This is a genomic window from Allobosea sp. GW821-FHT10B12, from assembly GCF_059415545.1.
The window spans coordinates 160,422-174,495 of sequence record NZ_JBWKNL010000003.1 but is presented as its reverse complement, the minus strand read 5'-3'; the positions used below and the strand labels follow the sequence as shown (position 1 = coordinate 174,495).

General features: G+C 66.3%; 14 protein-coding genes. 5 read left to right on the top strand and 9 right to left on the bottom strand.

Going from position 1 to position 14,074, the window contains the following annotated elements; genetic code table 11:
• Positions 1-6: 6 nt before the first annotated feature.
• Complete coding sequence (locus AC07O0_RS10640; protein WP_494622728.1) at positions 7-969, top strand: PLP-dependent cysteine synthase family protein; 963 nt, start codon at positions 7-9, stop codon at positions 967-969.
• Between the two features lie 66 nt (positions 970-1,035).
• Here AC07O0_RS10640 and AC07O0_RS10635 read toward each other — a convergent pair whose 3' ends face one another.
• A complete protein-coding gene (locus tag AC07O0_RS10635) occupies positions 1,036-1,542 on the bottom strand; it encodes a hypothetical protein (RefSeq protein WP_494622725.1) in 507 nt (168 codons plus the stop codon).
• Positions 1,543-1,830: 288 nt separating this feature from the next.
• Positions 1,831-3,669, bottom strand: coding sequence for an aminopeptidase P family protein (locus AC07O0_RS10630; protein ID WP_494622723.1), 1,839 nt, complete (start codon positions 3,667-3,669; stop codon positions 1,831-1,833).
• A gap of 302 nt (positions 3,670-3,971) precedes the next feature.
• On the opposite strand from AC07O0_RS10630, the gene AC07O0_RS10625 reads away from it, so the two are divergent.
• On the top strand, positions 3,972-4,217 hold the full coding sequence (locus AC07O0_RS10625) for a hypothetical protein (protein WP_494622721.1): 246 nt from the start codon (positions 3,972-3,974) through the stop codon (positions 4,215-4,217).
• 57 nt (positions 4,218-4,274) lie between these two features.
• Positions 4,275-4,403, top strand: coding sequence for a hypothetical protein (locus AC07O0_RS10620; RefSeq protein ID WP_494622719.1), 129 nt, complete (start codon positions 4,275-4,277; stop codon positions 4,401-4,403).
• 162 nt (positions 4,404-4,565) lie between these two features.
• Here AC07O0_RS10620 and AC07O0_RS10615 read toward each other — a convergent pair whose 3' ends face one another.
• Together AC07O0_RS10615 and AC07O0_RS10610 are read right to left on the bottom strand one after the other, a co-directional pair.
• Positions 4,566-5,513, bottom strand: coding sequence for a 50S ribosomal protein L11 methyltransferase (locus tag AC07O0_RS10615; RefSeq protein ID WP_494622717.1), 948 nt, complete (start codon positions 5,511-5,513; stop codon positions 4,566-4,568).
• A gap of 177 nt (positions 5,514-5,690) precedes the next feature.
• Positions 5,691-6,446: an SDR family oxidoreductase gene (locus tag AC07O0_RS10610; protein ID WP_494622715.1), complete on the bottom strand. Its 756-nt coding sequence runs from the start codon at positions 6,444-6,446 to the stop codon at positions 5,691-5,693.
• A gap of 124 nt (positions 6,447-6,570) precedes the next feature.
• On the opposite strand from AC07O0_RS10610, the gene AC07O0_RS10605 reads away from it, so the two are divergent.
• Positions 6,571-6,966 carry a winged helix-turn-helix transcriptional regulator gene (locus AC07O0_RS10605; protein WP_494624175.1) on the top strand — a complete coding sequence of 132 codons (396 nt, stop codon included), beginning with the start codon at positions 6,571-6,573 and terminating at the stop codon, positions 6,964-6,966.
• Positions 6,967-6,972: 6 nt separating this feature from the next.
• On the opposite strand, the gene AC07O0_RS10600 is transcribed toward AC07O0_RS10605, so the two are convergent.
• The 5 genes from AC07O0_RS10600 to AC07O0_RS10580 form a co-directional block, all read right to left on the bottom strand.
• Complete coding sequence (locus AC07O0_RS10600; RefSeq protein WP_494622713.1) at positions 6,973-7,416, bottom strand: hypothetical protein; 444 nt, start codon at positions 7,414-7,416, stop codon at positions 6,973-6,975.
• 176 nt (positions 7,417-7,592) lie between these two features.
• Positions 7,593-8,360, bottom strand: coding sequence for an SDR family oxidoreductase (locus tag AC07O0_RS10595; RefSeq protein ID WP_494622711.1), 768 nt, complete (start codon positions 8,358-8,360; stop codon positions 7,593-7,595).
• Positions 8,361-8,365: 5 nt separating this feature from the next.
• Positions 8,366-8,788 carry a GNAT family N-acetyltransferase gene (locus tag AC07O0_RS10590; RefSeq protein ID WP_494622709.1) on the bottom strand — a complete coding sequence of 141 codons (423 nt, stop codon included), beginning with the start codon at positions 8,786-8,788 and terminating at the stop codon, positions 8,366-8,368.
• Positions 8,789-8,821: 33 nt separating this feature from the next.
• Entirely contained in the window at positions 8,822-11,194 is a 2,373-nt protein-coding gene (locus AC07O0_RS10585; RefSeq protein WP_494622707.1) for a UvrD-helicase domain-containing protein, read from the bottom strand.
• A gap of 131 nt (positions 11,195-11,325) precedes the next feature.
• Entirely contained in the window at positions 11,326-12,252 is a 927-nt protein-coding gene (locus AC07O0_RS10580; RefSeq protein ID WP_494622705.1) for an alpha/beta hydrolase, read from the bottom strand.
• Between the two features lie 152 nt (positions 12,253-12,404).
• Between AC07O0_RS10580 and AC07O0_RS10575 the strand changes: the two genes are divergently transcribed.
• Entirely contained in the window at positions 12,405-14,048 is a 1,644-nt protein-coding gene (locus tag AC07O0_RS10575) for an acyl-CoA dehydrogenase family protein (RefSeq protein ID WP_494622703.1), read from the top strand.
• Positions 14,049-14,074 lie beyond the last annotated feature (26 nt).

Sequence of the window (14,074 nt, the reverse complement as noted above, 5' to 3'; positions counted from 1 at the left end):
ACACGCATGCGCCCCGTGATGGATTCCATTGTCGAGGCGATCGGCGCTACGCCGCTGGTCCGGCTCGATCGCCTGACCCGGCATCTCGGCGCCAGCGGAACCATCCTCGCCAAGCTCGACTATCTCAACCCCGGCTTCTCGAAGAAGGATCGGGCCGCGCTCGGCATCATCGAGGAGGCGGAGCGCGCCGGCACATTGAAGCCGGGTCAGACCGTGGTCGAACTCACCTCCGGCAATATGGGCACGGGGCTCGCCATCGTCTGCGGGATCAGGGGCTATCCCTTCATCGCGGTGATGTCGAAGGGCAATTCGGAGGAGCGCGCCCGGATGATGCGGGCGCTCGGGGCCGAGGTCGTGCTGGTCGAGCAGCTTCCCGGTTCGGTGCCGGGGCAGGTCTCGGGTGGCGACCTCGAACTCGTCGACCACGAGGCGAAGCGGATCACAAGGGAGCGCGGCGCCTTCCGCGCCGACCAGTTCCATCGCGACGGCAACTGGCTGGCGCATTACCACACGACCGGACCGGAGCTCTGGGAGCAGAGCGGCGGGGCGATCGACGCCTTCGTCGATTTCATCGGCTCAGGTGGCAGCTATGCCGGGGTGACCAAGGCGCTGAAGGAGCGCAGCCCGGCTGTGCACTGCTATGTCGTGGAGCCGGCCGGGGCTGCGGCTGCAGCGGGCGAGGCGGTCACGCGTCCGGATCATCCGATCCAGGGCGGTGGTTATGCGATGGCCGATCTCGCCTTCCTCAGGGATGTGCCGGTCGACGGCTATCTGCAGGTGACGGGCGAGGAGGCGCGCGAGACGACGCGGCTGCTGGCGCGGTTCGAGGGGATTTTCGGCGGGTTTTCGGCCGGGGCGAATGTCGCGGCGGCGCTGCAGCTGCTTGGTGGTGCCGAGGCCGGGAAGAGCGTCGCCGTCATCGTCTGCGATTCCGGGCTGAAGTATTTGTCGACGGATTTGTGGGGGTGATGGCGGGGCAGTGCCTTGATGAGGAGATGCCGCGCGCCGGTGATGATCGTATTCATATGAGTTGGTTCAGTTCATAGTAAAATCTTGGCTTGAGTGAATTTTTTTCCAGATTCCAGCCTTCTTTCGATAAACCAGAGAGTATCCGAAAGCCTCGGGGAACGGCCTTAGCGCATATCCAGCTTCATCGAAGGCCTTAGGGCGAGCCTTTGCTCCCTCTAGGTCGGTTTTGAAAAGCGTTTCGGTGTTGAAAGCGATTGTGAGAACGGCGGTAGAGAATGCCTGATTGAAGACAGGCATCCCGACTTCTATGCGTCTCATTCGTACCAGAGCATGGCGTCGACCCTCGACCAAGTCGCCAGATTGCGAGCCTTTCCTGAACTCCGATTGCTGGTGCTGCCATTGGCGGCTGGCTTCCGCTTCAGAGCAAAAGTGTCGTTGCGTTATGTCCGCAGAACCCATGATTTCAGCGGGGTTGGTCGCATTATGAGGCGCCAAGACGTCCGCATGCAGTTTCGAGCCAAGGTATTTTTGAGCAAGAGATGAATCGATAGGTCTAACAGACCACGTATCCAAGAAGGTACAATGCTGTGGTTGAATGTCAAAATCTTACAAAATTGTTTTGAATAAGCTGCTTGCTTCCCGCTTGGCGCGATCATTGCGCTTCTCGAATATTTTCTCTGTCTGATCATCCGCTTGAGCGGGCAAAGATGCCGACAGAAAAAGTGTCAGAGCGAGGCGGGGTAGTATGGCAAAATCTAGCATAGCTGTTTGATATACTTTGACAATTCAAGCTAGGCAAGGGAAGCGCTGTACTTCCCTCATCCCCTGCCGGACCTTCTCCCTCGAGGGGAGAAGGGGCCCTCACAACGGCAAGCACGCCTGCTCCAGCCAGGCCTTCGCCTCGCCGTCGACCAGCGGCGCGAGGTTGCTCCAGACCTGGGCGTGATAGGCGTTGATCCAGGCGAGTTCGCCCTCGTCGAGCAAAGAGAGGTCGATCAGCGCGCGCTCATAGGGGCACCAGGTCACCGTCTCGAAGCCGTACATGGTGCGCTCGGCGCCGGGGATCTGGCGCTCCTCGACCACGATCAGGTTCTCGATGCGGATGCCGTAGGCGCCTTCCTTGTAGTAGCCGGGCTCGTTCGAGAGGATCATGCCGGGCTCGAGCGGCGTGGTGCCGAGCTTGGAGAGGCGCTGCGGCCCCTCATGTACCGAGAGATAGCTGCCGACGCCATGGCCGGTGCCGTGGTCGAAATCGAGCCCGGCCTGCCAGAGCGGGACGCGGGCGAAGGCGTCGAGCTGGGCGCCTGACGTCCCCTTCGGGAAGACGGCGCGCGAGATGGCGAGATGACCCTTGAGCACGCGGGTGTAGCGATCGCGCATCTCGGTCGTGGGCTCGCCGACGACAAGCGTGCGGGTGATGTCGGTGGTGCCGTCCTCGTATTGCCCACCGGAATCGACCAGGAAGATGCCGGGCTCGATCCGGCGATTGCTCGACTCGGTGACACGGTAATGCGGCAGCGCCGCGTTCGGGCCGGCGCCGGCGATGGTGGTGAAGGAGACGTCGCGCAGTTCACCGGTCTTCAGCCGCTCGGCCTCCAGCGCCGCGACGGCGTCGATCTCGGTCAGCCCGCCCTTCGGAGCCTCGCGCGCCAGCCAGGACAGGAAGCGGACGATCGCGGCGCCGTCGCGCAAGTGCGCCCGGCGGCTGCCGTTGAGCTCGGCCTCGTTCTTCCTGGCCTTCATCAGCGCGATCGGGTCGGCGCCGGCTTCGGGCGTACCGCCGGCATCCTGGATCAGCGTGGCGAGCGCGGAGGCGGCGGTCGACGAATCGAGCCGGACCTTGGCCTTGGCGGCGCCGAGCGATTTGAGCTGCTGCTCCAGTGCCTGCGGCGGGGCGATCTCGCCGAGCGCGCCGATGGCGTCGCCGGCCTCGTTGGTGATCTTTTCCGGCGCGAGGAAGACGGTCGGGCGGCCCTCGCGCGGCACGATCGCATAGCCGAGCGGCAGCGGCGTGTGCTCGACATCGCCGCCGCGGATGTTGAAGGTCCAGGCCAGCGCGTGCGGGTCCGAGAGGACCAGCGCGTCGACCTTGGCCTTGGCCAGCTCCTGTTGGATGCGCGCGAGCTTGTCGGCGCTGCTCTCGCCGGCATAGGCGGCCGGATGCGCCTTGACCGGAGCGGTCGGCGGAGCCGGACGGTCGTTCCAGAGCGCGTCGATCGGGTTCGGCGTCACCGGCACGAGCATGCCGCCAGCCGCGCCGACGGCCTTTTCCAGTTTGGCGACGCCATCGACGGTGTGGAGCCAGGGATCGTAGCCGAGCTTGCCGCCGGCCGGGAGGTTGGCCTCGACCCATTTATCGAGCGGCGTCTCTTCCATTTTCGTCGGCGTCACGACGCTCGTGTCGGTCTGGGCCGCCGACTGGATGGTGTAGCGGCCATCGACGATCAGCGCCGCCTTGCCGGCGAGCACGACGGCATTGCCGGCCGAGCCGGTGAATCCGGTCAGCCAGGCCAGGCGGGCCATATGGGCGGGAACATATTCGCCCTGATGCTCGTCGGCGCGCGGCACGATGAAGCCGTCGAGCCCCTGTTTTGCCAAGGCGGCGCGCAAGGCCGCGACGCGTGGCGCGACCTGCGACGGGTCGCTCGGTTCGGAGAAGGACTGGAAACGGCAGGCGGTCTTGGCTGGGGAATCGGTCATGTCGGGCTCGGCAAGGCGGGATTTGCCGCATGCTCGCCTCCGCGCGCGCGAAAGGCCAGTGCAAAACTGCCGTTTCGCCCCTGCTTGCGCAGCAGGCGCGGACTGACTCGCATTTGAGCGGTTTGCCTCTTAGCTATGCGGTATGCGCACTCGTTAATGGATTTCTTTTTTCGTTATGCGTCTGGTGCATGTTGTGCATATGCGAACATATCTTCTCGCAAGCGCGAAGACGGCCCACTTTAGTCGCATAAGAGAACGAGGAAGCGACCGGGACTGTCCTTCGTGATCTGAGGAGAGACCCTATGACCTATGTGCTGAATTCCAACGACGTCCTGCCGGCCGCCACCCGCGCCGCGGCGACGGAGACCAAGACCGCCGGCAAGAGCTTCTGGCAGCGCTTCTACGCCGCGCTGATCGAGAGCCGCCGCCGTTCGGCCCTGCGCGAGCTGCGCGCCCACAGCTACCTGGTTCGCGAGAGCGAGCTGGTGCTCGGCGGCTTCCCGCAGACGACGCTGAAACGCGACGCCGAGCTGCCTTTCAACCGCTGACCTTCAATCGCGCAGGCCGCGACACGCGCCGCGCAGAACTGACAAGGAACCAAAATCATGATCGCCATCGTCAAGCATGCCTATGACTTCATCGTCGACAGCGCCAAGTTCGCTGCGGCGGTCTGGCATGATGCCCGCGTCATGCAGGCGCAGGCCGAAGAGAAGTACGGCCACCTCGGCTTCTGATCCGGCGGCGAGCTTCGCCGCCATGCCGGCCGCCTGACGCGGCGTTCTGCGCTTCCGGGGCTCACGGACTTAATGTCCGCTCCGCTCCGGTTCTCGCACGCCACGCCATTCGGTTCGGCCTGACGACGAATCTCCGCTCGCCGTTAGTGTGAAGCAGTAGGCCTAGTAGAGGCGGCGCGGCCTGGCGGCTGCGCCGCCTCTTTTCATGACCAGGGTCGCCCAGCCCTCGCGCGAGGAGCGCTTGGCCAGCGCCAGCCCCTGATGGCGATAGGCCGAGACCACGCCGGCGACATCCATCTCCAGCAGCCCCGACAGGATCACCACGCCGTCATCCGACAGAGCGCGAGCGATCGCGGGGCTAAGCTTGCGCAGCGGACCGGCGAGGATATTGGCGAAGATCAGGTCGAAATGGCGCGGCCGGTCCGCCTTGGCGTGACGCAGGCCGGGCGCGACATAGAGGTCGAGCGCCTGCGGGGCGTGGTTGATCCGGGCGTTGCGGGCGGAGACCTCGATCGCGACCGCGTCGATGTCACCGGCAACGACCTTGCGCTTGACCTGCTTGGCGAGCGCCAGCGCGAGAATGCCGGTGCCGGTGCCGACATCGATGGCATTGCGCGGCCGGCGCTTCTTCAATTCGGCGTCGAGCGCCAGCAGGCAGCCGGCGGTGGTGCCATGATGGCCGGTGCCGAAGGCGAGCGCCGCCGCGATCTCGATGGCGACGTCGTTGATCTTCACGGCGTCGCGGTCATGCGAGCCATGGACGAGGACTCTGCCGGCGCGCACCGGCTGCAGGCCTTCCAGGCTGGCCGCGACCCAATCCTTCTGATTGACCGTGGCGAAGGGCGTTGAATCGATGCTGTCGCCGACGATCGGGCGCAGCATGTCGCGCACGGCCTCTTCGTCCGGATGCGTCGCGAAATAGATCTCGACCTTCCAGGGGGCGTTCAGCGACAGGGTGGTGACGCCGCTCTCGACCTCGAAGGCGGAGACGGCGGTCTCTGTGGGGTCTAAGACCTCGCCCAGCAGCTCGGTCAAGGCGCGCGCCTTGTCGCCGCTGGTTTCGAGTTCGAGGACGGTCGCGACCGTCGAGGGGAGGAGGCCTTCGCGCATGGCGGGGGCTTAGCAGGGGGCGAGGCGGATGTCATGCGGTTGCGGCGGCCTCTCTTGGTCGTCCCGGGCAACCGGAGGAAGACCCGGGACCCATGCCGGAACGGTTCAGGCATGGGTCCCGGATCAGCGCCGCTGACGCGGCTTGTCCGGGACGATCCGCGAGGGAGTGCTGAGCGCTCAGCCGTGCTGCGCGTTGAGCTGGGCGAAGATCGCGGCGACCTGGCCGTTCTCGGCGGCGAAGCGCAGCGGCTTGCAGCGCTGGACGATGATCTCGCCGGATTCCGGGGCGCTTTTGAGCAGCGCCATCACCTCGCTGGTGAATTCGGCCAGCGGCATCGCCGTGGGATCGACCGCCTGCTGCGGGCCGAGCAGTTCGGTCTGGACATAGGGCGGAGCGATCTCGATGACCTCGACCGAGGTCGCCTTGAGCTGCTCGCGCAGTGACATCGACCAGGCGTGGATCGCGGCCTTGGTCGCGCTATAGGTCGGCGTCGTCGCCAGCGGCACGAAAGCGAGGCCGGAGGAGACGGTCAGGATCGCCGCGCGCTTCTGTTTCAGGAGATGCGGCAGGAGCGCGGATGTAAGCCGGACCGGGCCGAGCAGGTTGGTCGCGATCGTCTCCTCGGCGGTGGCGAGGAAATCGCCGGCCGCGACCGCCTCGCTGCGCATGATGCCGGCATTGTGGATGACCATGTTGAGCGCCGGGAAGCTTTCGACCGCCTGGCTGGCGAAGGCGGCGATGTCGTCCTTGTCCTGGATGTCGAGCAGCAGCGCCTCCATGCCCGGATTGGCCGTTGTCACCTCGTGCAGGAGCTGCTCGCGCCGGCCGGCGATGACGACCTGATTGCCGGCCTTGTGCAGGGCCTCGGCCAGCGCCCGGCCGATGCCGGAGCCGCCGCCGGTGATGAGGATGGTGTTGCCGCTGATGTTCATCGCAAATCCCTTTCCTGGTTGCGGAACATCAGCTGGCGTCGATACTCTTCAGCGGAAAGAAGGCGCCCAAAAGTTCGATACGCACCAAAAGGAGAGTGTCGCAATGCATGCGATCCGTGAGGCAATGGCGACCATGCACAAGCGCAGCGAGGAGATCCCGCCGGTCTCGAAGGCGGTGGAATCGCTGGTGCGCCAGGTGATCGCGCAGGTGGCGGACAAATGGACGATGCTGGTGCTGGAGGCGCTGGAAGAGCACGGCACGCTGCGCTTCACCGAATGCGGGCGGATCGTCGGCGGCATCAGCCAGAAGATGCTGACCAAGACGTTGCGCGAGATGGAGCGCGATGGGCTGGTGGTGCGTACCGTCCACCCGGTGATCCCGCCGCATGTCGACTACACGCTGACCGAGCTCGGCCGCGAGCTCAGTGCCGCCTTCTGCGGCGTCTGGACCTGGGCCGAGACCTACTATGCCGAGGTCTCGGCGGCGCGGCGGGCGTTCCGAGAGCGGGAGGAGGGGTAGCTGCGGTCAGCCTGTCGCTCCGACCAAGGCGGCCCGACAGGCAAGGTTGAGATGGCGCGGGCAGTCCGGCATTTCCTCGATATTCGGCCATTGCGCCTTGAAGCGCTCCTTCACATTGAAGTTCAGCGTGACGATCGTGAAGAAGCCCGAACCGTAGCGATAGCCGTTCGCGACGCTCACGCGGCCATCCGGTTGCACCCTGCCGGCCGTCTGAAAGGTCTCGATCCCCGTGATCGTCTGCGGATTGATGTTCCCGGTGACGGGAACGTCAGCGAGGCTCGCCAGCTTCGTGCCCGGATTCGATCCGCGGCCGACCAATCTCAGGAAGAACTGGACGAGCATGATGTCGTCGAAGGAGGCATTGGCGCCCTTGCGTCCCACTGAGGTGTCGACATTGTAGAAGACGGGAATGAAGGCCTGCGACGGCCTCGGCGCGAGAACATGCACCATGGTCCTCATCCTGATCTCGGAAAGCGGCCTCCCTTAGGTTAGCTACAACCTCACGTTGGGGCAATCGATAGGACGTGCGTGTCCGGCACAAGACTGCGCCCCGAGATCTTCCTGCGATACCTGCGGCGGTCACCATGCAGTCGCCAGCGGTGGCGAACTCGTGGCCCATGCAGGTCTCAGCGCCGTGTCGGACCTGGGAACTGCCCGCCATCATCCGCGTCGAGCGTGATCGACAAGGTCACATGGCGTGGTCTTGTCAGGGCGAAGATGACGGCTTCGACGACGTCGCGATTGCTGCCGCGGCTGCCCTTGGCGCGTTGCGGACTTGCCTGCCATTCGGCATCGTCCGGCAGCATGTCGTCGAGATAGGGCGGGTGGACCGCGATCGAGCGGATCGGCGTGCCGGCAAGCATCTGACGGAAGCCGTCGGCGAGCGCGGCCTGCCCATGCTTGGCGGCGTAGAAGGGGACCGAGACGCTCTGCAAGGCGGCATTCGGCAGGCCGCTGATCGAGCCGATGGTGACGATGTCCGGGCAGGCCGAGCGCCTCAGCGCCGGCAGCAGCGCCTGGGTCAGCAGGAAGGTGCCGGAGACCGCGGCATTGACGACGCCGAGCACCTCCTCGGCGGAATAGGGTGTCTCGCGCCCTTCCAGCCACATCGCGCCGTTGTTGATCAGGATGTCGATGCCATCGGTACTGTCAGCGATGGTCCGGCCGGCTGCTTCGATACTGGCGGCATCGGCGAGGTCGAGCGCGACGAGTGCTGGCTCGATCCCGGCCCGCTCGCGGATCACGGCTTGTGTCGCGGTGAGGCTGGCTATGCTGCGGCCGCACAGGACCGGTCGGCAGCCGGCTTCGGCGAGCGAGATCGCAAGCGCGGCGCCGAGCCCGCGCCCGGCGCCGGTGATCACCGCCACGCGGCCTGCCAGCGTCCCAGTCGGCATCGCGCTCACAGATCCTTGGTCAGGTAGATGCGGGTGGCGCCGGGCGGCTTGGGGACGACCTCGCCGAGGACCTTCCAGCCGAGGCGCTTGTAGAAGTCCGGCGCCTGGAAGCTGATGGTGAAGAGCACCGCCTTGCTGCAGCCGCGCCGCTTGCCCTCGTGCTCGGCCATGGCGAGCATCTGGCTGCCGACACCAGAGCCGCGCAGGCTCTGCGGCAGATAGACATAGTCGATGAAGAGCACGCCACGCGAGGTCCGGCCGGAGATGCCGCCGGCGAGCACGCCGGTTTCGGAGTCGCGGACCTTGACCTGGATCGGCTTCAGATCGGTCGCGCCGCCCTGTTCCTCATTATAACTCATCAGGCCCGCCTGGAGCACGGACAGGAAGGCCTCGTCGGTGCTGTCGGTGACGATGATGTCGGGATGCATGGGGCCGGCCTCGGAGAATCGCGGAGCCTGAACCTACCCCGCCTTCTGCACGAAGCTATCCAGCACCATTTTCCTACCGGCCTTGTCGAAATCGACGGTCAGCTTGTTGCCGTCGACGCTGGCGACTGAACCGGGGCCGAACTTGACGTGGAAGACACGGGCGCCGGGGTCGAAGGCGGAGCTTCCCGTCGATTTTGCCGTCAGCTCGCCCTCGATCAGCATCGGGCCACGCTGGCGGCCCGCACCCGAGCCAAAACCGCGCTGGCCGGCGTCGGAGAAACCCGAGCCGCCGCCGGAATTGAACTTGGCCTTGTTCTCCTGGGCACGCTGCCAGCCCGGCGTCTGGTAGGAGGAGCCGAAGCTCTCCATGCGCTCGAAGCGCGAGGCGCCGTAGCCGCCCTGGCTGTAGGCCGTGGGCGCCTGGACGACTTCGACATGGTCCTCCGGCAATTCGTCGATGAAGCGCGAGGGCAGGCTCGACTGCCAGAGGCCGTGGATGCGGCGGTTCGAGGCGAAGAAGAGCTTCAGCCGCTTGCGGGCGCGGGTCAGGCCGACATGGGCTAGGCGGCGCTCCTCCTCCAGCCCGGCGCGGCCGTTCTCGTCGAGGGCGCGCTGGCTCGGGAAGAGGCCTTCCTCCCAGCCGGGTAGGAAGACGGTGTCGAATTCCAGCCCCTTGGCGGCATGCAGCGTCATGATCGAGACGCGGGCGCCGCCATCGCCGCTATCGGCGTCCATCACCAGCGAGACGTGCTCGAGGAAGGCCGGCAGATCGGGGAACTCGTCGAGCGAGCGGACCAGCTCCTTGAGGTTTTCAAGGCGCCCGGCGGCGTCGGCCGAGCGGTCCTTCTGCCACATCTCGGTGTAGCCGCTCTCTTCCAGCACAAGCTCGGCGAGCTCGCCCTGCGGCATGCTCTCGGCGCGCCCGGACCAGCGGGCAAAGGCCTCGACCAGCTCGCGCAAGGTCGTGCGGGCCTTGGGCTTGAGCTCGTCGCTCTCGACCACGACGCGCGCCGCCTGCAGCAGCGAAATCTGCGCGGCGCGGGCGTAATTGTGCAGGATCTGGATGGTGGCATCGCCCAGGCCGCGCTTGGGCACGTTGACGATGCGCTCAAAGGCGAGGTCGTCAGTGGGGCTCACCACGCAGCGCAGATAGGCCATCGCGTCGCGGATCTCGGCGCGCTCATAGAAGCGCGGGCCGCCGATGACGCGATAGGGCACGCCGACATGGACAAAGCGTTCCTCGATCTCGCGCATCTGCGCGGAGATGCGGACCAGGATCGCGACCTCGGCCAGGTTCTCGCCCTTGGACTGCATCGCCTCGACCTCGTCCGAGATCAGGCGCGCCTCTTCCTGGCTGTCCCAGGCGCCGGTGATGGTAACCTTCTCGCCGGCCTCGTCCTCGGTGCGCAGGGTCTTGCCGAGGCGGCCCTCATTGCGGGCGATCAGCTTGGAGGCGGTCGCGAGGATATGGCCGGTCGAGCGGTAATTGCGTTCGAGCCGGACCACGGTCGCACCCGGGAAATCGTGCTCGAAGCGCAGGATGTTGTCGACCTCGGCGCCGCGCCAGCCATAGATCGACTGGTCGTCGTCACCGACGCAGGCGATGTTGCGCCGGCCCTGAGCGAGCAGGCGCAGCCAGAGATACTGGGCGACGTTGGTGTCCTGGTACTCGTCGACGAGGATGTAGCGGAGGCGCTCGTGATAGCTCGCGAGCAGTTCCGGATGCTCGCGGAACAGCGTCAGGCAATGCAGCAGCAGGTCGCCGAAATCGACGGCGTTCAGCGTCTTCAGCCGGTCCTGATAGGCGGCGTAGAGCTTCCCGCCCTTGCCGCTGGCGAAGACGCCGGATTCGCCGGGTGGCACGTCCTTGGGCGCGAGGCCGCGGTTCTTCCAGCTGTCGATGAAGCCGGCCAGCATGCGGCCGGGCCAGCGCTTCTCGTCGATCCCTTCGGCCTGGATCACCTGCTTCATCAGGCGGATCTGGTCGTCGGTGTCGAGGATGGTGAAATCGGAGCGCAGATCGACCAGCTCGGCATGGCGGCGCAAGAGCTTGGCCGAGATCGAGTGGAAGGTGCCGAGCCAGGGCATGCCCTCGGCGACCGGGCCGACGAGATGAGCGACGCGCTCCTTCATCTCGCGCGCCGCCTTGTTGGTGAAGGTCACCGAGAGGATCTGCGAGGGAAAAGCGCGGCCCGTCGCGATCAGATGGGCGATGCGGGTGGTGAGGACGCGGGTCTTGCCGGTGCCGGCGCCGGCCAGCACCAGCACGGGGCCGTCGGTCGCCTCGACCGCCAGGCGCTGCTCCGGATTGAGCCCCTGCAGATAGCCGGCCGCCGGCTGCGCCGCCGCGCGCGATGCGAGGCCGCCGGGGCGGGGCAGGGGGGCGGAGGTGGTGTGGTCTGACACTGGCTTGGCTTGGGCCCGGCTTGCATGATCGTGATTCGTTCACGGTCAATATAGGGGCAGGCGATGTGGATTGCTCGCCGTTGCGGAGGGTTTTCCGCGACGGCGAGCGGCTCATCGTAAACCCGGCTGCATCAACGCGCTGGCAGGAGATATCGCAGGCCCTGGGTGAAGCCGCGTGGGGCGACGGTGAGGTGGTCCTCGTCGTTGAGGACGACGGATTTCAGGCTGAGGTTCGGGTACTTCCGGCCGCGCAAGGCTTCTTCCAGGGTCCGGTTGTCGGCGACCATGTCGACGCTCTGGCTGTAGCGCAGGTCGCCTTTGCGCAGCGCCTCGTACTCGCCGACATAGAGGAAGATCCTGGCCGGCAGGTCGCGGTTCCTGGCGGCATAGCTCGCCTCCAGGCCCAGGGTGTGGCGCTTGTCGTACCAGAGCGATGGGCTGCCGAGGATGTAGCCGCTGAACAGGCCTGGCTCGGTGAAGAGGATCTGCGCGCCGAGCAACGACCCGTAGGAGTGCCCTAGAAAGAGCGCTCTCGCCGGATCGGTGCGGTAGCGGGCGGCAATGAACGGCTTCACCTGATCGCGCAGATAGGTCTGGTAGGCCTGTCCCTGGCCATGAACAGCGCCTGATGGTGCGGTGCTCGGCCCGTTCGGTGTCGGGGTGTAGTCGCGGCGGCGGCTGACCGCGCCGTCTTCACCCTTGGCATAGGACAGGCCGACCAGGATGAACTCCTCGAGCTTGGGGCCCTCGATATTCAGGCGGCGGCTGATCTGGCGGATGATCGGGAAGGCGTAGTCGGCATCGGTGACGTAGAGCACCGGATATTTGCGCTGCGGCTCCTTGGCGTAGGAAGGCGGCAGGGCGACGAAGACCTGATAGAAGCGGCGCGAGACCGGATCGGGCACATCCCAGACCTCGCTGTCGGCGACCTCGTAAGGGCGGCCTTCGCCGGGTTGCATCTTTACGGCCGATTGGGGTTGAGCGTTTGCCGGAACGGCGACAAGGCCGAAGCCGGCGGCAAGCGTGATGACCAGGGTACTCAGGACACTTCGCAGCACGTGAAGGCTCTCCATAGGCCCGCGCCGATCGCGGCGCGCCGGGCGAAGTGCCGTGTGAACTCGGGCGGCAATCGGGCAGGTTCGCAATTTCCGGACGCCGGCATAGTCTGCTGGTTAATGACGGGGCGGTTCGCGGATCGGAAGGGAAGCCCATGGCCCAGGCATCGCACGCCCACCACGTCACCAATCAGGTGCCACCGCTGGCCGATTACGACGCCTATGCCGCCGATCCCGTGCTGAAGGCGGCCATCGCGGCCTTCGATGCGAGCTGGGCCGATGAGCGACTGCACGATGCCGGGCGGACGGTCGGAGCGGCCGAGACGATCGAGATGGCGCGGCTCGCCAACCGGCATGGGCCGGAGCTGCGCAGCCATGACCGCTTCGGCAACCGGATCGACCAGATCGAGTTCCATCCGGCCTGGCACGCGCTGATGGCCCGCGCCATCGGCCAGGAGACGCATGCGCTCGCCTGGAACCGGCCGGGACCGGGCGCGCAGGTGGCGCGGGCCGCCCTGCAATATCTCTGGTATGGCTGCGAGAGCGGCATCTGCTGCCCGATCTCGATGACCTATTCGGCCATTCCGGTGCTGAAGCAGGACCGGGCGCTCTGGGCGCAATGGGGGGCGCTGATCTCGTCGAAGGCCTACGACAAGACGCAAGGCCCGGCTGCGGGCAAGACCGGCGCGACCGTCGGCATGGCGATGACCGAGACGCAGGGCGGTTCGGACCTGCGGCAGACCCAGACCATCGCCTATGACAATCGCGACGGCACCTATTCGCTGCACGGCAGCAAATGGTTCTTCTCGGTGCCGCATTCCGACGTCTTCCTGACGCTGGCGCGCCATGAGGAGGGCATCTCCTGCTTCGTCGTGCCGGGCTGGCGGCCGGATGGCGAGCGCAACGGCATCGCGATCCAGCGCCTCAAGGACAAATGCGGCAACCGCTCGAACGCCTCCTCCGAGGTCGAGTTCCGCGGCGCCATCGGCCATATGCTCGGCGATCCCGGCCGGGGCCTGCGCACCGGCTTGTCGATGAACCACAACACGCGGCTCGACATTGCCGCGGCCTCGGCCGGTTTGATGCGGCAGGCGGTGATGCTCGCCGGCCATCACGCCCAGCATCGCACCGCCTTCCAGCGCCTGCTGATCGACCAGCCGATCATGCAGAACGTCCTCGCCGACCTCGCGATCGAGGCGGAAGCGGCCGCCTGGCTCGCCTTTCGCCTCTTCGCTGCGGTCGACCGGCAAGAGGGCTCGGAGAGCGAGAAGCTGCTGGCGCGGATCGGCGCGCCATTGGCGAAATACTGGGTGGCGAAGCGCACGCCGGCAGTCGTGGTCGAGGCGCTGGAATGCCATGGCGGCAACGGCTTCATCGAGGAGAATCCGACGGCGCGGCATTATCGCGAGGCGCCGCTCAACTCGGTCTGGGAGGGTTCGGGCAACGTCATCTGCCTCGACGTGCTGCGTTCGCTCGAGCGCGAGCCGGGCTCGCTGCAGGCGTTGCGCGCCGAGTTCCATGCGGTCTCCGGGCAGGACCGGCGCTATGACGCGGCGCTGCAGGCGCTCGACACAGATCTGCATGAGCTCATCCGCCATGAGGGCCAGGCGCGCCTGCTGACCGAGCGACTGGCGCTGATGCTGCAGGGCGCGCTGCTGATCCGTCATGCACCGCATGCGGTCGCCGACGCCTTCGTCGCGACGCGGCTCGGCGGGCACTGGTCCGGCCATTTCGGCGACCTGCCGCTGGCGGTGGATGCGGCGACGCTGGCGCGAAGGGCGGTGCCGGAGCTGATATAAACTCGGTGGACGGCGGCAGGATTCGT

Bases quoted from the DNA above. Each gene is read 5' to 3' on its own strand.
- AC07O0_RS10640 (WP_494622728.1), top strand. From the start codon at position 7: ATGCGCCCCGTGATGGATTCCATTGTCGAGGCGATCGGCGCTACGCCG.
- AC07O0_RS10620 (WP_494622719.1), top strand. From the start codon at position 4,275: ATGATCGCCATCGTCAAGCATGCCTATGACTTCATCGTCGACAGCGCC.
- AC07O0_RS10605 (WP_494624175.1), top strand. From the start codon at position 6,571: ATGGCGACCATGCACAAGCGCAGCGAGGAGATCCCGCCGGTCTCGAAG.
- AC07O0_RS10615 (WP_494622717.1), bottom strand. From the start codon at position 5,513: ATGCGCGAAGGCCTCCTCCCCTCGACGGTCGCGACCGTCCTCGAACTC.
- AC07O0_RS10630 (WP_494622723.1), bottom strand. From the start codon at position 3,669: ATGACCGATTCCCCAGCCAAGACCGCCTGCCGTTTCCAGTCCTTCTCC.
- AC07O0_RS10625 (WP_494622721.1), top strand. From the start codon at position 3,972: ATGACCTATGTGCTGAATTCCAACGACGTCCTGCCGGCCGCCACCCGC.
- AC07O0_RS10600 (WP_494622713.1), bottom strand. From the start codon at position 7,416: ATGGTGCATGTTCTCGCGCCGAGGCCGTCGCAGGCCTTCATTCCCGTC.
- AC07O0_RS10590 (WP_494622709.1), bottom strand. From the start codon at position 8,788: ATGCATCCCGACATCATCGTCACCGACAGCACCGACGAGGCCTTCCTG.
- AC07O0_RS10575 (WP_494622703.1), top strand. From the start codon at position 12,405: ATGGCCCAGGCATCGCACGCCCACCACGTCACCAATCAGGTGCCACCG.
- AC07O0_RS10610 (WP_494622715.1), bottom strand. From the start codon at position 6,446: ATGAACATCAGCGGCAACACCATCCTCATCACCGGCGGCGGCTCCGGC.
- AC07O0_RS10595 (WP_494622711.1), bottom strand. From the start codon at position 8,360: ATGCCGACTGGGACGCTGGCAGGCCGCGTGGCGGTGATCACCGGCGCC.